Consider the following 24,971-nt stretch of genomic DNA (forward strand, 5'->3'; position numbering starts at 1 on the left):
GAGGGGCGGGAGCGGGGGCGGCGGCTCACTGGGAGCCGCGGAACTCCGCGCCCTCCACGATCAGCCCGGCCACCAGCGCGCCCGACATGCCCGCGTGGGCGAGCCCGCCCCCCGGGTGCGACCAGCCGCCCGCGAGGTACAGGCCCGGGACGGGGGAGAGGTTCGCCGCCGGCAGCCAGGCCCCGCTGGCGTCCGCCAGCGCCGGGCCCGGGACCTCGGCGGCACCGGTGGCGGCCCGGACGTCCTCCGGCGTGCGGACGTGCTGCCACAGCAGCCGCTCCGCGAGCCCCGGCACCGCCCGCTCGGCCGCCTCGACCATCCGGTCAGGAAGAGCCGTCCCGGCCATCCGGTCGGCGAAGGGCTCCCCGTCCTGCCCGGGGGAGGTCCGCACGGTCGCCGTGACCGTCACCGACTCGTAGGCGCCGTCCGGACGCAGCGCCGGGTCGTCTGGCCGCAGCACGGTCACGGTCGGACGCCCGCCCTCCGCGTGCACGACGGTCCGGTGGACCGCCCCCGCCTCCCGGGAGCCGCGCAGGGCCAGACAGACCGTCACCCGGCTCGTCCCGATCCCCTGCCGGCGCGGCGGCACCTGATCGAGGGGGAGCGCCGGCACCGGGGCCCCGGAGACCACGTGGTCGGCCTCGACGGTCTCGCCACCGGACAGCCGGACACCCACCGCCCGCCCGTCCTTCTCCAGGACCTCCTCCACGCGCGCGTCGAAGACGAACTCCACCCGCCGCTCCCGGCAGCGCTCGTACACCGCGTCCGCGAGCGCCCGGATCCCGCCCGCCACGTACCAGCTGCCGAAGGTCTGCTCCATGTACGGCAGGACGGCGGCGGACGCCGGGGCGGTCGCCGCCGGGAAGCCGTACGCCTCCGCGTACGAGTCCAGGAGCGCGACCAGCCGGGGGTTGCGCAGCTCCCGCTCGCCGACCTGGGCCAGCGTCCGCGTCGGACGGCGCAGCAGCCCGGCCTTGAGCGCCGGGTACGGCTCCCGGGCGAGCGCCTTCGGATCGGCGGGCTGCGGCTCCTCCAGGAGCGGACGGCGGGTCCGGTCCCACGCCTCGCGGGCCCGCACCAGGAAATCCCCCCAGCGCTCGCCCGCGCCCGCGCCGAGCGCCGCGTCCAGGGCGGCGACCGTGCCGGCCCGGGAGGCGTTCGGCAGGTCCACGCGCGTGCCGTCGGCGAAGACGTGCCGGGCGGCCGGATCGACCTGGCTCAGCCCGACGCACTCCTCCAGCGGCCGCTTCCCCGTCTTCACGAAGAGATCGCGGTAGACCGCCGGCAGGTGCAGAAGCCCGGGGCCGGTGTCGAACGCGAAGCCGTCGCGCTCGAAGCGGCCCACCGCCCCGCCGTACGTCGACGTCCGCTCGTACACCGTCACCGCGTGTCCGGCGACCGCGAGCCGGGCCGCCGCCGCCATGGCGCCGAGACCCGCGCCGATCACCACAATCCGTCCCATGTCAGGGACCCTATCGGCCCCCGCCGACAGACCGGTCCGCAGGTGGGCCGCCCTCCGCCGCCGCCAGCCTGTGCTCCTCGCGGCGCTGCGCCCGGCGGCGCAGGAACCGCCGGATCCGGGACGCCAGGAAGACCAGCAGCCAGACGCCGAGCGCCAGCAGCACGGCGGCGATCACCGCCGCCGCCACCGGATGGAATATCGCGAAGGTGATGACGCCGGCGACCGCGAGGTCCTCGCCCGTGCTGATCGCGATGTTGGAGAACGGCTCCGGGGAGGTGTTCACCGCCATCCGCGTCCCCGCCTTGACCAGATGACTCATCAGCGCCGTCGACCCGCCGATCGCCCCCGCCGCCAGCTCCGGCAGCGAGCCGCTCTCACCGGCCAGCAGGGCGGCCACCACGGCACCCGCGACCGGCCGGACCACCGTGTGGACCGAATCCCACACGTTGTCCACGTACGGCACCTTGTCCGCGACCGCCTCGATGAGGAACAGCACGCCGGCCGCGATCAGGACGTCCGTGCGCTGCAGCGCCTCGGGCACCTCGTCGGTGAGCCCCGTCGCGCCGAAGACACCGAGCAGCAGGACCACCGCGTAGGCGTTGATCCCGCTCGCCCAGCCGCTCGTGAAGACCAGGGGGAGTACGGACATGCTCATGATCGTAACGAGGCCGCGCCCGTCCGTCACGGGCGGCGACTGAGTATCCGTACCTAGGTGCCGAGATGAGTACCCGCGCGGATGGGACGGGAGCCGCCCGGAGGAGAGAGTGGAGCCCACGGAAGGGGCGCGGCTCCCGCACCGCCGACACGGGGCGGCGGAGCGGGGCCGCGCGCCTGCCGGTACGGGGGACGTGCACGGGGGTGGACGAAAGGAAGCGCCGGTCCGGCGTGGCTCGGGGGGATCGAGCCTCGCGCGGACCGGCGCTTTTCGTTGCGTGGATCCAATCTCCGGGATCCAATCTCCGGGATCCGGGATCCGGGAGATTGGATTCAATGTCCCGGATCCCGGACGTTGGATATCGGATCCTGGATCCGATTCAGCGGCCTCCGCCCACGCGCCCGTGCAGCAGCAGGGACAGCGCCGCGTGGACGTCGTCCAGGGAGCGCTCGCTCTGGAAGGCCTTCCAGTCCAGGGCGGCGACGAGGACCATGCCGACCAGGGCCGCCGCCGTGAGCTGGACGTCGATCTCGTCGCTGAGTTCGCCCGCCTCGACACCGTCGCGCAGGACGCCCTCGACGACGGCGACCGCCTCCTGGCGGACGACCAGGAGGGTGGAGTTCCAGGCGCGGTTGGTACGCCAGAGCTCGGCCACGTACAGCTGGGTGAAGGCGGGGTAGCGGTCGATGAAGACGAGGCCGGCGCGGATCATCGCGTCCAGCGCGGCGACCCGGGTGCCGCCGCTCGCCGCCGTCTCCTCGGCCGCCGTCCGCAGGGAGGCGGTGAGGAGGGAGACGCCGTGGCGCAGCAGCTCCTCGAAGAGCTCGGTCTTGCTCTTGAAGTTGTAGTAGACCGTGCCCTTGGCCACCCCGGCCCGCTCGGCGATCTCGTCGACCGTCGTGGCCGAGAAGCCCTGCTCGGCGATGAGGGTGACGGCCGCCTCGTAGAGCTTGGCGCGGGTGGCCTGGCGGCGGGTGCTGCTGCTGTCCATGGGGTCGATTCTCACAGAGGCCGGGCCGGTCACAGCGACAGCTCGGGGTGGAGCCGGTCCAGCGTCCACACCTGCTTGCGGCGCGCGGTGACCGCGGTCAGGGCGAGCGCGCCCAGGGTGAAGGCGGCGAGGACGGCGACGGCCTCCCAGACGGGGGCGAGCCCGCCGCCGGAGATGAGCCGGCGCAGCGCCTCGACCACGTGGGTCATCGGCAGGAAGGGGTGGACGGCGTTGAAGAAGCCCGGACTGGTCTGCACCGGGTAGGTGCCGCCCGCCGAGGTCAGCTGGACCATGAGGAGGGCGAGGACCAGGATCCTTCCGGCCGCGCCGAAGCGGGCGTTGAGCCACTGGATGATCGCGGCGAAGCAGCAGGTCACGAGGGCGAGGAAGCCGATCGTGCCGGCCGCCCTGGCCATCTCCAGGCCGAGGCCCCAGTGCAGGACGGAGAGGAGCGCGCCGACCTGGAGGACGCCGATCGCCGCCACCGGGAACCAGCCGGCCAGCGCGATCCGCCAGGCGGAGGCGCCCGCGGCGAGGGCCCGCCGGTTCATCGGCTGGATGATCATGTAGGCGACCATCGCGCCGACCCAGAGGGAGAGCGGGATGAAGTACGGGGCGAAGCCCGTGCCGTAGTTCGGCGCCTTGTGGAGCGACTGGGAGGCCAGCTTGACCGGGTCGGCCATGACCTCCGTGCGCCGGTCGCGCTCCTCCTTGTCGTAGTCCGGGATCTGGTCGACGCCGTCCTTGAGGCCGGTGGCGAGCGAGCCGGAGCCGTCGGCGAGCTTGAACATGCCGCCGTCGAGGTCGCCGGCGCCCTTCTTCAGCTTGCCGACGCCGGTGTCCAGGCTGACCGAGCCCGCGCGGGCGCCGGAGACGCCGGTGTGCAGCTGCGCGGCGCCGTCGGCGACCTTCTTCGCGCCCTTGTTGAGCTCGTTGATCTCGCGGATGGCGTCCGCGACGTCCTTGTCCAGGTGCGGGGCGCGGGCGGCCAGCTCGTCGGCCTGCTTCTTCAGCTTCTTCAGCCGCTCGTCGAGCGTCTTCAGGTCGCCGTTGTTGCCCTTGGTCAGCTCGTGCACGTCGTCCGCGACGGTCGCGACGTCCCCGGCGTTGGTCGACGCCTCCTTCAGGGCGGCGCAGAACTCCTTGTTGTCCGGGAGGGCGAACCCCTCGGGCAGGGTCACGCCCTCGGGCAGTTCGAACAGCGGGGTGGTGCCGGGCTTCGCACAGGACTCGCGGTGCAGCCGGGAGAACGTCTCGTCCGCCTTGTGGGCGGCGGTGCGCAGCTTCGGGGCGCGGCGGACCAGGTCCTCCAGGTCGTTGCGGGCGGCGGTGGCCGAGTCGGAGACCAGCTTGGCGGTGTCGCGGATGGACGTGCCGTTGTTCGCCAGGTACGGGCGGACCTTGTCGGCGGTGCCGTTCACCTTGTCGGCGAGCGCCTGGGTGCCGTTCGCGACCTGCCGCGTACCGGTCTGGACGTCCTTGGATCCCTTGTCCAGTTTCTTCAGGCCGGCGGCGAGGTCGCCGCTGCCGGTCTTGGCGTCGGCGAGGCCGTCCGAGAGGTCCTTGGATCCCTTCTTGGCCTTGTCCACGCCCTTCTTCAGGTCGGCGGCGCCCTTGGCGGCCTCGGCGGTGGCCTCGTGGATGTCGGAGAAGGAGATGAAGATCTTGTCGAGGAAGGTCCGGGAGGACTTGGTGGAGGCGGCGGTGCGCACCTCGGAGAAGACCGTCCGCGAGATCTGGCCGACGATGTAGTTGTTGGAGTCGTTCGTCCGGACCTTCAGGGCGCCGGTCTCGGGGGAGTCCCCGGAGCTCGACGCGATCCGCTCGCTGAAGTCGCCGGGCACGGTCAGGGACAGGTAGTACCGGCCGTCCTCGACGCCCTCGCGCGCCTCGGCGTCGCTCACCCGGTGCCACTCGAAGGTCCTGCTGTCGAGCAGTCCCTCGGTGATGTCCTCGCCGGCGGTGATCCGCTTGCCGTCGGCGGTGGCGCCCCGGTCCTCGTTGACCAGGGCGACGGGCAGCCGGTCGAGCCTGCTGTACGGGTCCCAGAACGAGTACAGGTACAGGGCGCCGTACAGCAGCGGCAGCAGCAGGACCGCGACGAGCGCGGCGCGCGGCAGCTTCCCCCTGCCGAAGCGCCTCAGCTCAAGCGCGGCCAGTTTCGGCGAGCGCATCGTCCGCCCCCTCCTCGGTGGTGTCGTCGTCTTCGGCGGAGCCGCCGGCACCGTCTCCGGCGGTGTCGACGGCGGTGTCCTCCGCGCCGTCCTCGGCCGTGCTCTTCGCGTCCGGGTCCGCCGCGGCGGGCGCCGCGACCGTGGTGATCCGCAGGGCGCCGGCCGGGGCCTCGCTGCAGACGGCGAGGACGGTGGTGCCGGCGTCGGCCACCGTGCGCAGCAGCGCCCAGGCCTCGGCCCGGTCCGCGTCCGACAGCTTCAGGTCCGTGTCGTCCACGCCGAGCAGCCGGGGGCGGCCGATCAGGGCCAGCGCGATGGACAGCCGCAGCGCCTCCAGGCGCTCCAGGTCCCGTACGGAGGTCCGGTCGCCCTTCGGCAGGGCGGCGAGATCGAGCCCGGCGGCCGCGAGGGCCTCGTCGATCCGGGCCCGGGCCTCGGCGGCCCGGGTGCCGGGGCGGCGGAGCAGGGCGCGGACCGAGCCGTCGAACCGGTGCTGGAGCAGCGCCCGCTCACGCAGGTGCTCGGCGACCGTGAGCGACGGGTCGAGCTCGCTCACGCCGGGGACCTGGCCGAGCGCGGCGATCCGGCGCACTGCGGCCATCCGGCGCGGCAGCGGCAGCCCGCCGACCTCGGCGGTGCCCTCCTGGGTCTTCATCCGGCCGGCGAGCGCGAGCAGCAGGCAGGTGCGGCCGGTGCCGGACGGGCCTTCGAGCGCCACCAGGGACCCGGCCCCGGCGCGGAAGGACACGTCCCGGAAGACCCAGCCGCGGGGGCCCTTGAGCCCGAGCCCCTCGACGACGAGCTCGGCCCCCTCCGGAGACGGTCGTGTGGTCAGGTCGTCGGATCCCATGGATCCACCCCCCGCTTCCCCACTTTTTAGACTGACTGGTCAGTCCAAAAGTTACCCGCGAGTTGCTCTGCTGGCAAAACCCCAGGTCAGGGTGATTGTCAGTGGGGGCCTGCACGATGGACACAGACGGCGACAAGGCCGTCACCCGACGACAGGAGGCTCGTCATGGCCAGTCCTTTCGCAGCAGCCGACGTCCACCCCGTGTCCCGCAGGACCGGGGCCCCGCCCGCCGCCCTCGACCTGCTCGCCAAGGCCCGCGCCGGAATCGACGAGGCCGCGGCCCTCGACCGCCCCCACGAGAGGTACGCCACCGCGCACCTCGCCGCCCTGCGCGCCGCGGCCGCCGTCCTCGCCGCCCGCGCCCGCCCCGTGCCCCGGACCCGTCGGCGCCAGGCCATAAGGAGCGCCTGGGAGCTGCTGCCGCAGCTCGCCCCCGAGCTCACCGAATGGAGCGCCCTCTTCGCCGCGGGCGCCCCGCGCCGGGCCCTCGCCGAGGCGGGCGTCGCCGCCGCCGCGAGCGCGCGCGAGGCCGACGACCTCGTCAGGGACGCCGCCCACTTCCTGCGCCTGGTCGAGCGGCTGCTCGTGCTCCAGCCGGTGCTGCCCCGACAGCCCCCGGCGGACGGCGCCGCCGGTTGATCCGTGCGGGAACGCCGAGGCCATAGGGTGGGGAGGTCCGACCCCGTCACCGAGGAGTCAAGAGCCGTGCCGGACCCTTCCGCTGTCTTCGGCCGTGAGGCGTCGTCGCGCCCGTCGCGCGCCTCCCTGCGCACCGCCGTCGTCCGGGACGTCCTGGAGGACGCCCTCGACCGCCGGGTCGCCGGCACCGGACGGGCCGTCCTGGACGTCCTGGACACCGGCGGCGGCTCCGGCAACTTCGCGGTGCCGCTGGCCCGCCTCGGCCACCGCGTCACCGTCGTCGACCCCAGCCCCAACGCGCTCTTCGCGCTGGAGCGCCGCGCCGCCGAGGCCGGGGTCGCCGAGCTGGTGACCGGCGTCCAGGGCGACGTCCGCGGGCTCTTCGACGTGGTCGAGCGCGGCGCCTACGACGCGGTCCTCTGCCACGGCGTCCTGGAGTACGTGGACGACCCGGCCGAAGGCGTACGGAACACGGCGACCGCGCTCCGTCCCGGCGGGGCGCTCAGCCTCCTCGGCGCCGGGCTCGGCGGCGCGGTCCTCGCCCGCGCCCTCGCCGGACACTTCACCGAGGCACGGACCGCGCTCGGCGACCCCGACGGGCGCTGGGGCGCCGGCGACCCCGTGCCCCGGCGGTTCACCGCCGAGCAGCTCACCGGCCTGGCCGAGGAGGCCGGCCTCTCCGTGAGCGCCGTCCACGGTGTGCGGATCTTCGCCGACCTGGTCCCCGGCGTCCTCGTCGACACCGAGCCCGGTGCCGCCGAGGCGCTGCTGAAGCTGGAGGCCGCGGCGGCCGAGCTGGCCGCCTTCCACGCCGTCGCCACCCAGCTCCACGTGCTCGCCGAGAAGCCCGCCTGATCGCGTGGAACTCAGGGGCCCCGTCACCCGTTCGGAGGTGTGGGCCCCGCTCGGCCGCAGGCCGCCCCATATGCGGCTTCGCGCCGTATGATCGAGGGAAGCCATCCGGCATGACGGACGGGCGGCTGGGGAATCAACGCCTCACCAACCGAACCGCGTGGCGGCCCGGATGGGTTGATCGGCATTGAGGGCGGGTTTCACGGGGGCGATTCCCTGCCTATCCTGAAAGGGCCGCAACCGGTCGCCCCCGCGACCGACGACTAGGAGGACTCCGTGCCGCTCTCGGAGCACGAGCAGCGAATGCTCGAGCAGATGGAGCGAGCGCTGTACGCCGAAGACCCCAAGTTCGCGACAGCGCTCGAGGGAAGCGGGCTGCGCACGTACACCCGGCGACGGGTGTATCAGGCAGTCGCCGGCTTCCTGGTGGGTATCGCGCTCCTCATGGCCGGAATGGTCGCCCAGCAGATCTGGATCAGCGTGGTGGGATTCCTCGTCATGCTGGGCTGCGCGGTTCTGGCGGTCACCGGATGGCGCAAGGCGCCGAAGCCGGGTGAGCAGGCGCAGCAGGCGGGCCGGGGCCGGCAGGGCCGGGCGCGACGCTCGATGATGGACCGGATCGAGGCGCGGTGGCAGCGGCGCCGTGACGAGCAGCAGGGCGGCGGCCACTGACGCGGCCCTGAGCGGAGACCCCGCACCCCCGTACCCGCGCCCCGCCGGCCCCGAGCCCCGGCGGGGCGCAGCTTTTTCTCCAACCGGGGCGGTACCACTCCGTTGCGGGCGCACGTACCGCGCGGCGGCCGTTCCGTTGTGGGCATACGTTCCGCTGGGGCGGAACGGCACCTTCTGCGGGTGCCTCCGCATATGCGCCTGAACCCGCATCCGTACGGAGCCGTACATCGGGTGCGGGTTCAGGCGCTGGAGCCTGGGCGCGGCCGGGGGCGCCGTCCCGTGTGCCCACCCGTCCCGCCCTGCGGGACGCCTGCCCACACGGGGAGGGCACCGTCCTAGTGGGACGTCCGCTCCTACGGGTTGCCGCGGAGGCGGGGGGTTCGGGACTTCAGGGTGGTCCATTTGGTGGAGGCGGACCAGTGGAGGCGGGCGGCTGAGCGGGGGGTCAGGAGGGCTCGGAGGCGTACGCCTCGGGTGGCGTTCGCGTGGAAGGCGTGGCGGACGCGGGTCGCGTCCTGTGCCAGGCCCTGCGTCGGGCGGGGAGACGGGGAGTAGAGGGTCTCCTCGACCGCGCCGGCCACGCGGTGGACGGACTCCGCCGCCGCACCCGTCAGGGAACCCGCCCGGACGATCCGTTCCGCCGTCCGCCGCGGCGTCTGCGCGTCGTCCGGTTCGAGCCCGTAGTCCCAGGCCGTGTCGCCGATCTCCCGCCACACCGCGAGCGGTCCTCCCGAGGGGGAGAGCCGGCGGGCCCGTACCCGGGTCCGCCAGAGGAGCGGGGTGAGGGGGACGGCGAGGAGCAGCAGGATCGCCAGGGTCCAGGCGGCGAGCTTCAGGAAGTCCGTGCCGCCGCCGGAGGACGCGTCGTCCGCCGCCGTCACGGGCCGATCGCACTCGCCGAGCCGCCGCATCTGCGGCGGGCAGCTCTTCGAGGCCCTCGGCGTCGCCGAAGGCTGGGCCGAGGCCGCCTGCGAGGGCTGCGCCGGGCCGGTCGGACCGGTGGTGGGAGAGGTCTGCCGGGTGTACGCGGGGGTGAAGCCGCGGGACGGCGTCGGCTCGAAGCGGGTCCAGCCGGCGCCCTCGAAGTACAGCTCGGGCCAGGCGTGGGCGTCCCGGATGCCGACCGAGACCGAACCGTCGGACTGGTCGGTGCCGGGCATGAAGCCGACCGCGACCCGCGCCGGGATGCCCAGCGTGCGGGCCATCGCCGCCATCGAGAACGAGAAGTGGATACAGAATCCCTTCTTGTCCTTCAGGAAGCGGGAGATCGCCTCCGTGCCCGTCCCGGACGTCACGGAGACGTCGTAGCGGAAGCCGCCGTCCTCCGAGAACCAGTCCTGGAGCCGGACCGCCCGCTCGTAGTCGTTGGCCGCGTCCTTGGTGACCTCCACAGCCGTCGACTTCACGTCGGCGGGCAGGCTCCCCGGCACCTTGGTGTACTCGCGGAGCAGCGCGTCCGGCGCCGGGCCCGCCTGGGCGAGCTGCTCGGCCGTGGGCTGCACGTCGAGGCTGGTCACCTGGTAGCGGACGCCCTTGGTGCTCTGCTTGTCGTCGCCGACGAGCATCCGGCCGGCCGGCTCGAACCGCCAGCGCCCCTCGATGTCGACCCGGGCGGCCGGGAACGGCATCGGCAGCCACTTCTGGTCGTACCCCTCCGAGGCGACGAAGTTGCTGGTCACCTCGGCGGTGCGGACGGACTGCGCGAGGCCGTTCGGCCACGGCAGCGACTTCGGCACGGCCTCGATCGGGCGGACCGAGGACTTCCACGAGGTGCCGTCGAACTGGTCGAGGGCGACGAGCCGCAGATAGAGATCGCTGTTGTCCAGGGCGTTGGTGCGGTAGCGCAGGACCTCGAAGTCCTCCGGCTGCCGCAGGTTGTCCTGGAGCGAGACCAGCGGGTTCACCGCGGCGATGGTGCCGCCGCCCCTGCCGCCCCCGCCCGCGGCCCCTCCGCCGCCGGTGCCCAGGAGCCCGCCGGAGAAGCCCGGCAGGACCAGCGGCACCACCAGGGCCGTACCCATGGCGACGGCGCCGATCCGGCGGCCGGTGCGCACCGGCGCGAAGGACGTCCCGGTGCCCACGAGCGAGCCGGGCCGGCCGCTGCGCTGGGCGCCGCCGAAGACCCGGCCCCAGGCGGAGAGCCGGTCGCGGCCCTCGGCGAGGAGCAGCAGGAGGTAGCCGGCGGCGGCGAGCACGAACCAGAGCCGGCCCGCGCCGCCCCCGGAGAGCCCGGCGGCCACCGAGTACAGCGCGAGCAGCGGCAGACCGGCCGGGGCGGCGCGGCGGAAGGTGACCGCCAGGACGTCCACGAGCAGGCCGATCGCCATCACGCCGGCGACCAGCATCAGCCGGATGCCCTCGGTGTCCGGGGCGGGGATCGCGTAGGTGCCGACGTCCTCGGCGCCGAGCCGGAACAGCTCGGCCACGTGCTGGACCGCGAGCGGCCCCGGCAGGAAGCCGAGGAGCGCCTGCTCGCGGGCGAAGACCACGGTCAGCGCGAGCACGCCGACGAGGAGCTGGGCGCCGACCGTCAGCGGCCGGGCCAGCGGCACCCGCCGGCACAGCATGCCGGTGCCGCTCTGCAGGGCGAGCAGGAAGGCGGCGGTGAAGATCCAGGAGGCCGGCTTGACCAGCGGCAGCAGCGCCCCGGCGGCCATCAGGGAGGCCGCCCAGGCGGCCAGTGTCAGGCGGGTGAGCCCGCTCATGCCCATCCTCCGTAGCTGTCTGCGGCGGCGGTGTCCCGCAGCGCCCCGGCGGCCTGCTGCCAGAGGTCGGCCATCCGGCCGCCCGGCGGTACGGAGACCACGGTCCAGCCGGCCTCGCGCAGCTGCCGGATCCGGGCCTCGACGGCCCCGGTCACGGCGCCGCCGGTGAGCCAGGAGCCGGAGTCCAGGACGAAGGCGACGGCCGCGCCGGCCCGGGCCCGCATCCGTCCGGCCCGCGCGGCCTGCTCCTCGTCGAGGTCGCCGAGGAAGGCGACGAGCAGCCCGTCGCCGCCGGCGCGCAGCACGTCGGAGGCGCGGGAGAGCCCGGCGCCGTCGGAGTGGTCGACGATCGCGAGGGTGTCCATCAGCAGCCCGGCGGTCTCCGCGGAGTCGCCGGAGGCCGTGCCGGCGTACCCGCCGTCGGAGCCCTCGCCGGGGACGGCGGTGCCGGTGTCGGTGAGCAGCCGGACCGCGTAGCCGCGCTCCAGCATGTGGGTGAGGACGGAGGCGGCGCCGGCGACGGCCCACTCGAAGGCGGAGTCGGGGCCCGAGCCCTGGTAGCCGACCCGGCGGGTGTCGAGGAGGACCGTGCAGTGGGAGCGCTGGGGCTGCTCCTCGCGGCGGACCATCAGCTCGCCGTACCGGGCGGTGGAGCGCCAGTGGACCCGGCGCAGGTCGTCGCCGTGCCGGTAGACGCGCGGGATGACGTCGTCGTCGCCGGCGAGGGCGAGGGCGCGCTGCCGGCCCTCCCCGTGCCCGGAGGCCTCGCCGCCGAGCCGGACCGCGGGCAGCGGGGTGGTGCGCGGGACGACGGTCAGGGTGTCGTACGCGTGGAACGAGCGGGTCAGCTCGCACATCCCGAAGGGGTCGCTCAGCCGGAGCTGGAGCGGGCCGAGCGGGAAGCGGCCGCGCAGGTCGGAGCGGACCCGGTAGGAGACCTCGCGCCGGCCGGCGGCCTCGACCCGGTCGAGGACGAAGCGGGGGCGGGGGCCGAGCATGTACGGCACGTGGTCCTGGAGCATCAGCAGCCCGGTGGGGAGCTTGGAGACGTTCTCCATGCGGAGCTGGACCCGGGCCTCGGTGCCCGCCTCCACCCGCTGCGGGGTGAGCCGGCGGGAGGTGGCGACCCGGTAGCGGGTGCGGTGCAGGACGAAGGCGCAGATCAGCGGCAGGCTGGCGAGCAGCAGGCCGACCCGGAGCAGGTCGGCCTGGCCGAGCACGTAGGCGCAGACGGCGGCGGCCGCCCCGGCGGCCAGGAAGGACCGGCCGCGGGTGGTGAGCCCGCCGAGGGCGGCCCGCAGGCCGCCCCGGCCGTCCTCGGCCCGGGGGCCCTCACGGTCGTCGGCCCGCTGCCCCCGGGGTGCGGCGGGGGTCGACATCACAGCTGCCGGCCCCCGGGCTGCCGGCCGTAGAGCGGGCCGGCGGGCGGGGCCGCGGACGGGACGGGGGTCCGCTGGAGGATGTCGAGGACGACCTGCTCGGCGTTGCGACGGTTGAGCTGGGCCTGCGCGGTGGGCAGCAGCCGGTGCGCGAGGACCGGCACGGCCAGCGCCTGGAGGTCGTCGGGCAGCACGTACTCGCGGCCGGCGAGGGCGGCGGAGGCCCTGGCGGCCCGCAGCAGGTGGAGCGTGGCGCGCGGGGAGGCGCCGAGCCGCAGGTCGGGGTGGTTGCGGGTGGCGGCGACGATGTCGACGGCGTACCGCCGCACGGCGTCGGCGACGTGCACCGTGCGGACCGCCTCGATCAGCTTGAGGATCTCGTGGGCGTGGGCGACCGGCTGGAGGTCGTCCAGCGGGTTGACCGCCCCGTGCACGTCGAGCATCTGGAACTCGGCCTCGGCGCTCGGGTAGCCGATGGAGACCCGGGCCATGAAGCGGTCGCGCTGGGCCTCGGGCAGCGGGTAGGTGCCCTCCATCTCGACCGGGTTCTGGGTGGCCACGACCATGAACGGGCTGGGCAGTTCGTAGGTGTGCCCGTCGATGGTGACCTGGCGCTCCTCCATGGACTCCAGGAGCGCGGACTGCGTCTTCGGCGAGGCGCGGTTGATCTCGTCGCCGATGACGATCTGGGCGAAGATCGCGCCCGGCTTGAACTCGAACTCCCGGCGCTGCTGGTCGAAGATCGACACGCCGGTGACGTCCGACGGCAGCAGGTCGGGGGTGAACTGGATGCGGCGCACCGAGCAGTCGATGGACCGCGCGAGCGTCTTGGCGAGCATGGTCTTGCCGACACCGGGCACGTCCTCGATGAGGAGGTGCCCCTCCGCGAGCAGCACCGTCAGCGCGAGACGTACGACCTCGGGCTTGCCCTCGATCACGCTCTCCACCGAACCGCGCACCCGCTCCGCGGTGGTGGTCAAGTCTGTGAGGCTCGCTCGGTCGTCATAGGTCGTCACCCCGGCCCTCCTCGGCCTTGCAGGAACACGGACACCTGCCCCCGCTGGGATGTACGGGGGGTGTCACCCGGGCATTCTGGTTGGGATGGCCGGGCCCTGTCACTCGCCTGTGGACAACCGCGGTCGGAATGCCGGGGTTTGTCGTCTTACGCGGCGGCGGAAGGTGTGCTCGGGCCGGAGCCGGAACCATTCTCCACAGGGCGGATCTCGCGCAGCAAGCCCGTCGCCACGTCGAAGACGAAGCCCCGGACGTCGTCCGTGTGCGGCAGGAACGGCGAGGTCCGGACCCGCTGCATCGACTGCCGCACGTCCTGGTCCACGTCCCGGAAGGCCTCGACCGCCCAGGCCGGCCGCTGGCCCACCTCGTCCTCCAGCTCGTGCCGGAAGTCCTCGGTGAGCTGCTCCAGGCCGCAGCCGGTGTGGTGCACCAGCATCACCGCGCGCGTGCCGAGCGCCCGCTGGCTGATGGTGAGGGAGCGGATCACGTCGTCGGTGACGACCCCGCCCGCGTTGCGGATGGTGTGGCAGTCGCCGAGTTCGAGACCGAGCGCGGCGTGCAGGTCGAGCCGGGCGTCCATGCAGGCCACGACGGCGACGCGGAGCACCGGTCGCGCGTCCATGCCCGGGTCGGTGAAGTCGGCGGCGTACCGCGCGTTCGCCTCGACGAGCCGCTCGGTGACCGAGTCACCGGCGTCGGGGGAGGGGTGTGCGGAGGTCGTCATGGCTCGACCGTAATGGGCACCACCCTCGCGGGCCCGCTGTGAGAAGAGGACAAAGAACGCCAATGAACCCGCGTGTGAGCTAACCCACAGCGGCCGCCGCGTGCCGCCGATCGAGTGAACCGTCCGGAATGTCCGCCACCGTGCCTGGCGCCGCGCGGCGCGCCAGCCGGTTGATTGACCGGCCCCCTCCGTGGACTAGAGTGACGCGGAGTTCCTGGAGACAATCGAGCGATTTGAAGCGGTTTCTCCCCCGTGTGCGCGGCGGCACCCACGGCTCGGCCTCCATCCCGCTCGCCGTGCCCGTTCTGAGAGGGTGCGTTGAGCAACGACCGACACGTCCCGGTGATGCTCCAGCGATGCCTGGACATGTTGGCCCCTGCCCTCCAGCGCCCGGGAGCCGTCGTCGTCGACTGCACCCTGGGGCTCGGCGGACACAGCGAGGCCCTGCTGCGCGCCTTCCCCGAGGCCCGGCTCGTCGCCCTCGACCGCGACAAGGAGGCCCTGCGCCTCTCCGGCGAGCGGCTCGCCCCCTACGGGGACCGCGCCACCCTCGTCCACGCGGTCTACGACGAACTGCCCGAGGTCCTCGACCGGCTCGGCATCGACAAGGTCGACGGCGTCCTCTTCGACCTCGGCGTCTCCTCCATGCAGCTGGACGAGGCCGACCGCGGCTTCGCCTACGCGCAGGACGCCCCGCTCGACATGCGCATGGACCAGACGGCCGGCATGAGCGCCGCCGAGGTCCTCAACACCTACCCGGCCGGCGAGCTCGTCCGCATCCTGCGCGCCTACGGCGAGGAGAAGCAGGCCAAGCGGATCGTCTCCGCCATCGTCCGCGAGCGCGAGAAGGAGCCGTTCAGCAACAGTGCCCGGCTCGTCGAGCTCATCCGCGACGCCCTCCCGCAGGCCGCCAAGCGCACCGGCGGCAACCCCGCCAAGCGCACCTTCCAGGCCCTGCGCATCGAGGTCAACGGCGAGCTGAGCGTCCTGGAGCGGGCCATCCCCGCCGCCGTGAAGGCCCTCGCCGTCGGCGGCCGGGTCGCCGTCCTCTCGTACCACTCCCTGGAGGACCGCCTGGTCAAGCAGGTCTTCGCGGCGGGCGCGGCCACCACCGCCCCGCCCGGCCTCCCGGTCGTCCCCGAGCAGTACCAGCCCCGCCTCAAGCTCCTCACCCGCGGCGCCGAACTCCCCACCGAGGAGGAGGTGGCCGAGAACCGCCGGGCCGCCCCCGCCCGCCTCCGGGGCGTCGAGCGCATCCGGGAGGACGTGCTGTGAGCACGGCGAGGGGGCCGCTCAAAGGCCGGGCCGCGCGGCTCGGACGGCTGATGCCGTCCGGTCCCAGCACGGCCGCCCGCACCCCCTTCGTCCTGCTCGTCGTCCTCCTCCTCGGCGGCGGGCTCATCACCCTGCTGCTGCTCAACTCCGCCCTCAACCAGGGCTCCTTCAAGCTGCGCGAGCTCAAGGACCGCACCACCGAGCTCACCGACGAGGAGCAGGCGCTCCAGCGCGACGTCGACGCCGACGCCGCCCCCGACGCCCTGGAGCGCCGCGCCCGCGAGCTCGGCATGGTCCCCGGCGGCAGTCCCGCCTTCCTCGGCCCCGACGGCAAGGTCCTCGGCGAGCCCACCGTCGCCGCCTCCCCGAAGCCGTCCCCCAAGCCCTCGTCGAAGCCCTCCCGCACGCCGAGCGAACCGGACCGCACCGGGGACCCGGACCGCACCGGTGACCCGGACCAGGCCCGTACGCGGGAGACGGGCGCCACCCCGAAGCCGAGCGTGACCTCGGCAGCGACCTCGGCCGCGACTCCGGCAGCGCCCACGACCGCCCCCACGACCTCCGGCAGGTGACCGAGCAGTGCCCTCCAAGGAGCCCCCGCGCCGCCGCGTCCCCGGCCCCGCACGCCCGGCCGCCCGCCCCCGGCCCGCCGCCCGGAACGGCGCCCGGAACGGCGCGCGTACCCCCCGCCCCGCCGAGCGCCCGCCCGCCCGCCGGCCCGCGCCCCGCCCGCCGGTCCGCAGGCCGCGCACCATCAAGCTCGGCAGCCCCCGGCCCCGGCTGCGCCTGATCTCCGTGGGCCTCACCCTCGTCATGCTGGCCTTCGTGGTGCGGCTGCTCCAGGTCCAGGCCGTCGACGCCAGCGCGTACGCGGCCAAGGCCGACCGGTACCGCTACCAGGAGTACACGCTCTCCGCCGAGCGCGGCGAGATCACCGACCGCAACGGCATCGCCCTCGCCACCAGTGTCGACGCCTACGACATCACCGCCGACCCGAAGCTCTTCACCCCCGAGGAGTCCAAGGTCCGCGACGCGCCCGAACAGGCCGCCGCGCTCCTCGCCCCGGTCCTCGGCAGGGAACCGGCCGAGCTGGCCAAGAAGCTCCGCACCCCCAAGTCCCGCTACACCCTGCTCGCCCGCAAGCAGACCCCGCAGGTCTGGAACCAGATCAAGGACCTCAAGAAGGTCTACGCGCAGAAGGCCCAGGCCCCCGGCGGCACCGGCGTCAACCTGCTCGGCGGCGTCCTCAGCGAGCCCAGCACCAAGCGGGTCTACCCCAACGGGGACCTCGGCGCCGGGATACTGGGCTTCGTCAACGCCGAGGGCCGGGGCGCGGGCGGCATCGAGTCCCTGCTCGACCCCGAACTCGCGGGCAAGGACGGCAAGATCCGCTTCACCGCCTCCGGCGGCCGGCAGGTCCCCACCGCCGGCTCCCAGGGCACCCCCGCCGTCCCCGGCTCCGACGTCGAGCTCACCATCGACCGGGACATCCAGTGGGCCGCCCAGCAGGCCATCAGCGAGCAGGTCCGCAAGTCGAAGGCCGACCGCGGTTACGTCATCGTCCAGGACACCCGCACCGGCGAGGTCCTCGCCATGGCCAACGCCCCCGGCTTCGACCCCAACGACCTCTCCGCCGCCAACGCCGCCGCCATGGGCAACGCCGCCCTCCAGGACGCCTACGAGCCCGGCTCCACCAGCAAGGTCATGTCCATGGCCGCCGTCCTGGAGGAGGGCAAGGCCGCCGCGGACACCCACGTCACCGTCCCCAACCGGCTCCACCGCGGCGACCGGCTCTTCAAGGACGACATCGACCACCCGACCTGGTACCTGACGCTCAACGGCGTCCTCGCCAAGTCCAGCAACATCGGCACCATCCTCGCCACCGGCCAGCTCGGCAAGGACCAGGCCGAGTCCAACCGGATCCTCGACGGCTACCTCCGCCGCTTCGGCATCGGCAGCCCCACCGGCCTCGGGTTCCCCGGCGAGACCGCCGGCATCCTCGCCAAGCCCGAGGACTGGTCCACCTCGCAGCAGTACACGATCCCCTTCGGCCAGGGCCTCTCCGTCAACGCCCTCCAGGCCGCCTCCGTCTACTCGACCATCGCCAACGGAGGCGTACGCATCGAACCCACCCTGGTCCGCGGCACCAAGGGCCCCGACGGGCGCTTCACCCCCGCCGAGAAGCCCACCGAGAACCGCGTGGTCGGCGAGCAGACCGCCAAGACCCTCGCCCAGATGCTGGAATCAGTCGTCGACGACCGCGAGGGCACCGGCACCAAGGCCGCCATCCCCGGCTACCGCGTCGCAGGAAAGACCGGCACCGCCAACCGGGTCGACCCCGAACTCGGCCGCTACAAGGGCTACACCGCCTCCTTCGCCGGCTTCGCCCCCGCCGACCAGCCCCGGGTCACCGTCTACTGCGCCATCCAGAACCCCACCAAGGGCAGCTACTTCGGCGGCCAGATCTGCGGCCCCATCTACAAGAAGGTCATGGAGTTCGCGCTCAAGACCCTCCACGTGGCCCCCACCGGCAGCGCGCCCCCGCGTCTGCCGGTCACCTTCGAACCCACCCCGTGACCCCCGGGAGCACCACCAGTGACGACGATCACCCCCCACTCCGGGAACCGGAAATCGAACTCCGGCGACGCCCCCGGCTCGTTTGGTCCCCCGCAGGGTGCGCCCGGTACGCTCACCGCCGTGCCACACGCTGATCAGTCCCGAACCACCCCGCCCCGCCCGGAGCAGGCCCGCCCGACACCCCTGGGCGAGCTCGCGGCACGGTTGGGCACCGAGCTCCCCGACGCCGCACACGGCGTCCCCGTCTCGGGCATCACCCACGACTCCCGGGCCGTGCGCCCCGGGGACGTGTACGCGGCCCTGCCCGGCGCCCGCCTGCACGGCGCCGACTTCGTCGCCCAGGCCGCCGGCCTCGGCGCCGCCGCGGTCCTCACCGACCCGACCGGAGCCGACCGCGCCGCCGCCACCGGCCTGCCCGTCCTCGTCGTGGGGGACCCGCGCGGCCGGATGGGCGAACTCGCCGCCGAGATCTACGGCCGCCCCGGCGAGGGCCTCCTGCAGATCGGCATCACCGGCACCTCCGGCAAGACCACCACCGCCTACCTCGTCGAGGGCGGACTGCGCGGCGCCGGGAAGCCCACCGGGCTCGTCGGCACCGTCGAGATGCGGATCGGCGACGAGCGCATCAAGTCGGAGCGCACCACCCCCGAGGCCACCGACCTCCAGGCCCTCTTCGCCGTCATGCGCGAGCGGGGCGTCGAGGCCGTCGCCATGGAGGTCTCCAGCCACGCCCTCGTGCTCGGCCGGGTCGACGGCTGCGTCTTCGACGTCGCCGTCTTCAACAACCTCAGCCCGGAGCACATGGAGTTCCACTCCGACATGGAGGACTACTTCCGGGCCAAGGCGACCCTCTTCACCCCCGAGCGCAGCCGGCTCGGCGTCGTGAACGCCGACGACGAGTACGGCCGCCGGCTCGCCAAGGAGGCGACCGTCCCGGTCGTCACCTTCTCCGCCGAGGGCCGCGCCGACGCCGACTGGCGCGCCGAGGACGTCGTCCTGGGCGCCGCCGACTCCACCTTCACGGCCGTCGGCCCCGAGGGCGAGCGGATCCCCGCCACCGCCCCGCTGCCCGGCCCCTTCAACGTCGCCAACACCCTCGCCGCCATCGCGACCCTCGCGACCGCCGGGCTCGACCCGCGGACCGCCGCCGACGGCGTCGCCGCCGTCCCCGGCGTCCCCGGCCGCCTGGAGCGCGTCGACGCCGGCCAGCCGTACCTCGCCGTCGTCGACTACGCGCACAAGACCGACGCCGTCGAATCGGTGCTGCGCTCGCTCCGCGAGGTCACCGAGGGCCGGCTGCACGTGGTCATCGGCTGCGGCGGCGACCGGGACACCACCAAGCGCGGCCCGATGGGCGCCGCCACGGCCCGGCTCGCCGACACCGCCGTACTGACCTCCGACAACCCCCGCTCCGAGGACCCGCTCGCGATCCTCACCGCGATGCTCGCGGGCGCCGCCGAGGTGCCCGCCGCCGAGCGCGGCGCCGTCCTGGTCGAACCCGACCGGGCCGCCGCCATCGCCGCCGCCGTCGCCCGCGCCCGGCCGGGCGACACCGTCCTGGTCGCCGGCAAGGGCCACGAGCAGGGCCAGGAGATCGCCGGGCAGGTCCGTCCCTTCGACGACCGCCAGGTCCTCCGCGCCGCGATCGAAGCAGCGAACGAACACCGTCACCAGAACAGTCAGGGATGAAGCAGTGATCGCCCTCTCCCTCGCCGAGATCGCCGAAATCGTCGGCGGGCAGGCGCACGACATACCGGATCCGGGCGCCCGGATCACCGGGCCCGTCGTCATCGACTCCCGTGAGGTGAAGCCCGGCAGCCTGTTCGCCGCCTTCGCCGGCGAGCGCGTCGACGGCCACGACTACGCGGAGCGCGCCGTCGCGGCGGGCGCGGCGGCGGTGCTCGCCGCCCGCCCCGTCGGCGTCCCCGCGATCGTCGTGGACGACGTGCAGGGCGCCCTCGGCGCCCTCGCCCGCCTGGTCGTCGAGCGGCTCGGCACCGATGTCGTCGCCCTCACCGGCTCGGCAGGAAAGACCTCCACCAAGGACCTGATCGCCCAGGTCCTCGACCGCCACGCGCCCACCGTCTGGACGCCCGGCTCCCTCAACAACGAGATCGGCCTGCCGCTCACCGCGCTGAAGGCCACCGGGGAGACCCGGCACCTCGTCCTGGAGATGGGCGCCCGCGGCATCGGTCACATCCGCTACCTGACCGGGCTCACCCCGCCCCGGATCGGGCTCGTCCTCAACGTGGGCACCGCCCACATCGGCGAGTTCGGCGGACGCGAGCAGATCGCCGAGGCCAAGGGCGAGCTCGTCGAGTCCCTGCCGTCCGCCGAGGACGGCGGAGTGGCGGTCCTCAACGCCGACGACCCCCTCGTCCGCGCGATGGCGAGCCGCACCAAGGCCCGCGTGATCCTCTTCGGCGAAGCGGACGAAGCGGCCGTACGTGCCGAGAACGTCCGTCTCACAGAGTCCGGACAGCCTTCTTTCACGCTCCACACACCCACCGGGTGCAGCGACGTGACCTTGCGCCTGTACGGTGAGCACCACGTGTCGAACGCGCTCGCAGCGGCCGCCGTCGCGCACGAGCTGGGCATGCCTGTCGAGGAGATCGCCACCGCGCTCTCCGAGGCCGGCTCCCTTTCGCGCTGGCGCATGGAGGTCACCGAGCGTCCGGACGGCGTGACGATCGTCAACGACGCCTACAACGCGAACCCCGAGTCCATGCGAGCCGCCCTGCGCGCGCTCGCGGCCATGGGCAGGGCCGGACAGGTCCGAGGGGCCCGCACGTGGGCGGTGCTCGGCAGGATGGCCGAGCTCGGTGACGCGTCGCTCGCCGAGCACGACGCGGTCGGACGGCTCGCCGTCCGGCTCAACGTCAGCAAGCTCGTCGCGGTCGGGGACAGGGAAGCGTCCTGGCTGCAACTGGGCGCCTATAACGAGGGTTCGTGGGGTGAGGAGTCGGTGCACGTGTCCGACGCGCAGGCGGCTGTCGACCTGTTGCGCAGGGAACTGCGCCCGGGGGACGTGGTCCTGGTGAAGGCCTCCCGGTCGGTCGGTCTCGAGCAGGTCGCGCTCGCGCTGCTCGACGCTGAGGGCGAGGTATCGGGCCGATGAGGCAGATCCTCTTCGCGGGGGCCATCGGCCTCTTCCTGACCCTGGTCGGCACCCCGCTGCTCATCAAGCTCCTCGCCCGCAAGGGATACGGGCAGTTCATCCGCGACGACGGCCCGCGCGGCCACGCAGGGAAGAAGGGCACGCCCACCATGGGCGGCATCTCCTTCATCCTGGCCACGCTCATCGCGTACGCCCTGGCCAAGGTCATCACCGGCGAGGACCCGACGTACTCGGGCGTCCTCGTGCTGTTCCTGATGGCCGGCATGGGCCTGGTCGGCTTCCTCGACGACTACATCAAGATCGTCAAGCAGCGTTCGCTGGGCCTGCGGGCCAAGGCGAAGATGGCCGGCCAGCTCATCGTCGGCATCGCCTTCGCGGTGCTCTCGCTCCAGTTCGCGGACGCGCGCGGGCTCACCCCGGCCTCCGAGAAGCTCTCCTTCATCACCGACTTCGGCTGGACGATCGGCCCCGTCCTCTTCGTGGTCTGGGCGCTCTTCATGATCCTGGCCATGTCCAACGGCGTGAACCTGACGGACGGTCTGGACGGCCTGGCCACCGGCGCCTCCGTGATGGTCTTCGGCGCCTACACCTTCATCGGCCTGTGGCAGTTCCAGGAGTCCTGCGCCAACGCGCTGACCCTCACCAACCCGAACGCCTGCTTCGAGGTCCGCGACCCGCTCGACCTCGCGGTCGTGGCCTCCGCGCTCATGGGCGCCTGCTTCGGCTTCCTGTGGTGGAACACCTCGCCCGCCAAGATCTTCATGGGCGACACCGGCTCCCTCGCGCTCGGCGGCGCGCTGGCCGGTCTCGCCATCTGCTCCCGTACGGAGCTGCTGCTCGCGCTGCTCGGCGGCCTGTTCGTGCTGATCACCCTCTCCGTGATCATCCAGGTCGGCTCGTTCAAGATGACCGGCAAGCGCGTCTTCCGGATGGCCCCCCTCCAGCACCACTTCGAACTCAAGGGGTGGTCCGAGGTCCTGGTCGTCGTCCGGTTCTGGATCATCCAGGGCATGTGCGTCATCGTGGGCCTGGGCCTCTTCTACGCGGGATGGGCAGCCGACAAGTGAGCGAAGAGCTGGACTGGCGGGGCAAGCACGTCACGGTCGCGGGTCTCGGGGTGTCCGGGATCCCGGCCGCCCGGGCCCTGGCCGCCCGGGGCGCCGTGGTGACCGTCGTCAACGACGGCGACGACGAGCGCTCCCGGGCGCAGGCCGCCGCGCTGGAGGCGGAGGGGATCACCGCCCGCCTCGGCGACGGGGCGACCCTGCCGGCCGGCACCGAACTGGTCGTCACCACCCCCGGCTGGCAGCCGGACAAGCCGCTCTTCACGGCCGCCGCCGAGGCGGGCGTGGAGATCTGGGGCGACGTCGAGCTGGCCTGGCGGCTGCGGGGCCCCGGAGCGGCCCCCTGGCTGGCGATCACCGGCACCAACGGCAAGACCACCACGACCCGGATGCTCGCCTCCATCCTGGAGGCGGCCGGGCTGCGGACCGCCGCCGTCGGCAACATCGGCGTCTCCCTCCTCGACGCCGTCCTCGGCGACGAGGAGTACGACGTGCTCGCCGTCGAGCTCTCCAGCTACCAGCTGCACTGGGCGCCCTCCGTGCGCGCCCACTCGGCCGCCGTGCTCAACCTCGCGCCCGACCACCTCGACTGGCACGGCTCCATGGAGGCGTACGCCGCCGACAAGGGCCGTATCTACGAGGGCAACCAGGTCGCCTGCGTGTACAACGTGGCCGACCGGGCGACCGAGGACCTGGTCCGCGAGGCCGACGTCGAGGAGGGCTGCCGCGCCATCGGCTTCACCCTCGGCACCCCCGGCCCCTCCCAGCTCGGCGTCGTCGAGGGCATCCTCGTCGACCGGGCCTTCGTCGAGAACCGGCAGAAGAACGCCCAGGAGCTCGCCGAGGTCGCCGACGTACAGCCGCCGGCCCCCCACAACATCGCCAACGCGCTCGCCGCCGCCGCCCTCGCCCGCGCCTTCGGCGTCGACGCCAAGGCCGTACGCGACGGGCTGCGGGCCTTCCGTCCCGACCCGCACCGGATCGAACTGGTCGAGGAGGTCGAGGGCGTGACGTACGTCGACGACTCCAAGGCCACCAACACCCACGCCGCCGAAGCCTCGTTGGCCGCCTACGACCCGATCGTCTGGATCGCCGGCGGCCTCGCCAAGGGCGCGACCTTCGACGAGCTGGTGAAGAACTCGGCGAAGCGGCTGCGCGGGGCCGTGCTGATCGGCGCGGACCGCGCGCTGATCCGCGAAGCCCTGGCGCGACACGCCCCGGAGGTCCCGGTGGTGGACCTCGACCGGACCGACACTGGGGCGATGTCCGAGGCGGTCCGCGAGGCGGCCCGGCTCGCCCGCCCGGGGGACACCGTCCTGCTGGCCCCGGCCTGCGCCTCGATGGACATGTTCACCAACTACAACAAGCGGGGCGAGGCGTTCGCGGACGCGGTCCGCGCCCTCGCCGCCACCGGGGACGCCTGACCCGACCACTGCGAGGGTCCGGCCTACCGGGCCTGACCGGAGGGGGCAGCGAACCATGCCGAGCAAGATCGCCGGGACGCGCCGGCCCTCCGCCCGACCGGGCGGAGGGCCGGCGCCGGCGACCCCGCGGGGGGCGCGCGGCGGAGGCGTACGCGGCCTCTACCGGCGGGCGCAGCGGGCCTGGGACCGGCCGCTCACGGCGTATTACGTGATCATCGGCGCGGGGCTGCTCATCACCACGCTCGGCCTGGTGATGGTCTACTCGGCCTCGATGATCACGGCGCTCCGCTACGAGCTGGTGCCGTCCTACTTCTTCCGCAAGCAGTTCTTCGCGGCCCTGCTCGGCACCGGACTGCTGCTCGTCGCCTCGCGGATCCCGGTGAAGCTGCACCGGGCGCTGGCCTACCCGATCCTGGTCGGCGCGATCTTCCTCATGGTGCTCGTGCAGATCCCGGGGATAGGGCACTCCGTCGGCGGCAACCAGAACTGGATCTCCCTGGGCGGCCCCTTCATGCTGCAGCCCAGCGAGTTCGGCAAGCTGGGCCTGATCCTGTGGGGCGCCGACCTGCTCGCCCGCAAGCAGGACATGAAGCTCCTCGCCCAGTGGAAGCACATGCTCGTGCCGCTGGTCCCCGGTGCCTTCATGCTGCTCGGGCTGATCATGCTCGGCGGCGACATGGGCACCGCGATCATCCTCACCGCGATCCTCTTCGGCCTGCTGTGGACGGCCGGCGCCCCCACCCGCCTCTTCGTCGGGGTGCTCGTGGTGGCCACGTCGATCGGCGTGCTGCTGATCAAGACCAACCCCAACCGGATGCGGCGCTTCGAGTGCATCGGCGCCACCGATCCGGGTGGCGAGGGGGCCCCGTGCCTCCAGGCCGCGCACGGAATCTATGCTCTGGCGTCGGGCGGATGGTTCGGTTCCGGGCTCGGTGCGAGTGTGGAAAAATGGGGCCAACTACCCGAAGCGCACACCGACTTCATCTTCGCGGTCACCGGTGAGGAACTGGGCCTCGCGGGGACGCTGTCGGTCGTCGCCCTGTTCGCGGCCCTAGGCTATGCGGGTATCCGCGTGGCCGGACGCACGGAGGACCCCTTCGTTCGATTCGCCGCGGGAGGCGTGACCACCTGGATCACGGCCCAGGCCGTGGTCAACATCGGTGCGGTGCTCGGTCTGCTGCCGATCGCCGGCGTCCCGCTCCCGCTGTTCTCGTACGGGGGGTCGGCCCTGCTGCCGACCATGTTCGCCGTCGGGCTCCTGATCGCCTTCGCGCGACAGGAACCCGCCGCGAAAGCGGCCCTGGCCATGCGCCGCCCCGGCTGGGGCAAGCGGGCCGGGGTGAGATGGAAGTCGATGCGACGGCGCGTCAAGAAGCGCCCGTCCGGAGAGCGGTGA

Annotated in this window: 20 protein-coding genes; 11 read left to right on the forward strand and 9 right to left on the reverse strand. The window is 73.5% G+C overall.

All coding sequences use genetic code 11. The annotated features are described in order from the left end of the window. Positions 1-25: 25 nt before the first annotated feature. From HHL19_RS04465 to HHL19_RS04485, 5 genes are all read right to left on the reverse strand, one after another. Complete coding sequence (locus tag HHL19_RS04465) at positions 26-1,462, reverse strand: NAD(P)/FAD-dependent oxidoreductase (protein ID WP_206324506.1); 1,437 nt, start codon at positions 1,460-1,462, stop codon at positions 26-28. A gap of 10 nt (positions 1,463-1,472) precedes the next feature. Next, positions 1,473-2,111, reverse strand: a complete 639-nt coding sequence (locus tag HHL19_RS04470; protein ID WP_169085671.1) for a DUF4126 domain-containing protein — start codon at positions 2,109-2,111, stop codon at positions 1,473-1,475. Between the two features lie 385 nt (positions 2,112-2,496). After that, positions 2,497-3,108 carry a TetR/AcrR family transcriptional regulator gene (locus tag HHL19_RS04475; RefSeq protein ID WP_169085673.1) on the reverse strand — a complete coding sequence of 204 codons (612 nt, stop codon included), beginning with the start codon at positions 3,106-3,108 and terminating at the stop codon, positions 2,497-2,499. A 29-nt stretch (positions 3,109-3,137) separates the two neighbouring features. Then, positions 3,138-5,282 (reverse strand): YhgE/Pip domain-containing protein, encoded by a 2,145-nt coding sequence (locus HHL19_RS04480; RefSeq protein WP_169085675.1) that lies wholly within the window; start codon positions 5,280-5,282, stop codon positions 3,138-3,140. Next, entirely contained in the window at positions 5,254-6,132 is an 879-nt protein-coding gene (locus tag HHL19_RS04485) for an ATP-binding cassette domain-containing protein (protein WP_169085677.1), read from the reverse strand. Before HHL19_RS04485 ends, HHL19_RS04480 begins: the two co-directional genes overlap by 29 nt. Positions 6,133-6,297: 165 nt before the next feature. Between HHL19_RS04485 and HHL19_RS04490 the strand changes: the two genes are divergently transcribed. From HHL19_RS04490 to HHL19_RS04500, 3 genes are all read left to right on the forward strand, one after another. Beyond that, positions 6,298-6,771 carry an SAV_6107 family HEPN domain-containing protein gene (locus tag HHL19_RS04490; protein ID WP_169085679.1) on the forward strand — a complete coding sequence of 158 codons (474 nt, stop codon included), beginning with the start codon at positions 6,298-6,300 and terminating at the stop codon, positions 6,769-6,771. A gap of 66 nt (positions 6,772-6,837) precedes the next feature. Continuing rightward, positions 6,838-7,626, forward strand: coding sequence for a methyltransferase (locus HHL19_RS04495; protein WP_169085681.1), 789 nt, complete (start codon positions 6,838-6,840; stop codon positions 7,624-7,626). Between the two features lie 273 nt (positions 7,627-7,899). After that, on the forward strand, positions 7,900-8,295 hold the full coding sequence (locus HHL19_RS04500; RefSeq protein ID WP_169085683.1) for a DUF3040 domain-containing protein: 396 nt from the start codon (positions 7,900-7,902) through the stop codon (positions 8,293-8,295). A 353-nt stretch (positions 8,296-8,648) separates the two neighbouring features. Here the strand turns inward: HHL19_RS04500 and HHL19_RS04505 are convergent, their stop codons facing one another. The 4 genes from HHL19_RS04505 to HHL19_RS04520 form a co-directional block, all read right to left on the reverse strand. Continuing rightward, a complete protein-coding gene (locus tag HHL19_RS04505; RefSeq protein ID WP_169085685.1) occupies positions 8,649-11,000 on the reverse strand; it encodes a DUF3488 and transglutaminase-like domain-containing protein in 2,352 nt (783 codons plus the stop codon). Beyond that, entirely contained in the window at positions 10,997-12,379 is a 1,383-nt protein-coding gene (locus HHL19_RS04510; RefSeq protein WP_169085686.1) for a DUF58 domain-containing protein, read from the reverse strand. Before HHL19_RS04510 ends, HHL19_RS04505 begins: the two co-directional genes overlap by 4 nt. Beyond that, positions 12,379-13,395: an AAA family ATPase gene (locus HHL19_RS04515; protein ID WP_169085688.1), complete on the reverse strand. Its 1,017-nt coding sequence runs from the start codon at positions 13,393-13,395 to the stop codon at positions 12,379-12,381. The genes HHL19_RS04510 and HHL19_RS04515 overlap by 1 nt, the downstream gene beginning before the upstream one ends. A 146-nt stretch (positions 13,396-13,541) precedes the next feature. Further along, on the reverse strand, positions 13,542-14,117 hold the full coding sequence (locus HHL19_RS04520) for a carbonic anhydrase (protein WP_169085690.1): 576 nt from the start codon (positions 14,115-14,117) through the stop codon (positions 13,542-13,544). A 318-nt stretch (positions 14,118-14,435) separates the two neighbouring features. Between HHL19_RS04520 and rsmH the strand changes: the two genes are divergently transcribed. The 8 genes from rsmH to ftsW are packed head-to-tail and all read left to right on the forward strand — an operon-like array spanning position 14,436 to position 24,971. Next, positions 14,436-15,392, forward strand: a complete 957-nt coding sequence (gene rsmH / locus HHL19_RS04525) for a 16S rRNA (cytosine(1402)-N(4))-methyltransferase RsmH (protein ID WP_169085692.1) — start codon at positions 14,436-14,438, stop codon at positions 15,390-15,392. Continuing rightward, positions 15,389-15,964 carry a hypothetical protein gene (locus HHL19_RS04530; protein WP_346768249.1) on the forward strand — a complete coding sequence of 192 codons (576 nt, stop codon included), beginning with the start codon at positions 15,389-15,391 and terminating at the stop codon, positions 15,962-15,964. The genes rsmH and HHL19_RS04530 overlap by 4 nt, the downstream gene beginning before the upstream one ends. Positions 15,965-15,971: 7 nt before the next feature. Next, a complete protein-coding gene (locus tag HHL19_RS04535; protein ID WP_169085694.1) occupies positions 15,972-17,969 on the forward strand; it encodes a penicillin-binding protein 2 in 1,998 nt (665 codons plus the stop codon). Between the two features lie 18 nt (positions 17,970-17,987). After that, the gene (locus HHL19_RS04540; protein WP_169085696.1) at positions 17,988-19,658 is read left to right on the forward strand and encodes a UDP-N-acetylmuramoyl-L-alanyl-D-glutamate--2,6-diaminopimelate ligase; all 1,671 of its coding nucleotides are present in this window, start codon (positions 17,988-17,990) and stop codon (positions 19,656-19,658) included. Between the two features lie 4 nt (positions 19,659-19,662). Further along, entirely contained in the window at positions 19,663-21,087 is a 1,425-nt protein-coding gene (gene murF, locus HHL19_RS04545) for a UDP-N-acetylmuramoyl-tripeptide--D-alanyl-D-alanine ligase (RefSeq protein WP_169085698.1), read from the forward strand. After that, entirely contained in the window at positions 21,084-22,154 is a 1,071-nt protein-coding gene (gene mraY, locus HHL19_RS04550) for a phospho-N-acetylmuramoyl-pentapeptide-transferase (RefSeq protein WP_169085700.1), read from the forward strand. Before murF ends, mraY begins: the two co-directional genes overlap by 4 nt. Beyond that, on the forward strand, positions 22,136-23,575 hold the full coding sequence (murD, locus tag HHL19_RS04555) for a UDP-N-acetylmuramoyl-L-alanine--D-glutamate ligase (protein ID WP_169085702.1): 1,440 nt from the start codon (positions 22,136-22,138) through the stop codon (positions 23,573-23,575). The genes mraY and murD overlap by 19 nt, the downstream gene beginning before the upstream one ends. Positions 23,576-23,630: 55 nt before the next feature. Then, positions 23,631-24,971, forward strand: a complete 1,341-nt coding sequence (ftsW, locus tag HHL19_RS04560; RefSeq protein WP_169085704.1) for a putative lipid II flippase FtsW — start codon at positions 23,631-23,633, stop codon at positions 24,969-24,971.

The sequence above is a fragment of the Streptomyces sp. R302 genome (assembly GCF_012927245.1).
In the GTDB taxonomy this organism is placed as follows: domain Bacteria; phylum Actinomycetota; class Actinomycetes; order Streptomycetales; family Streptomycetaceae; genus Streptomyces.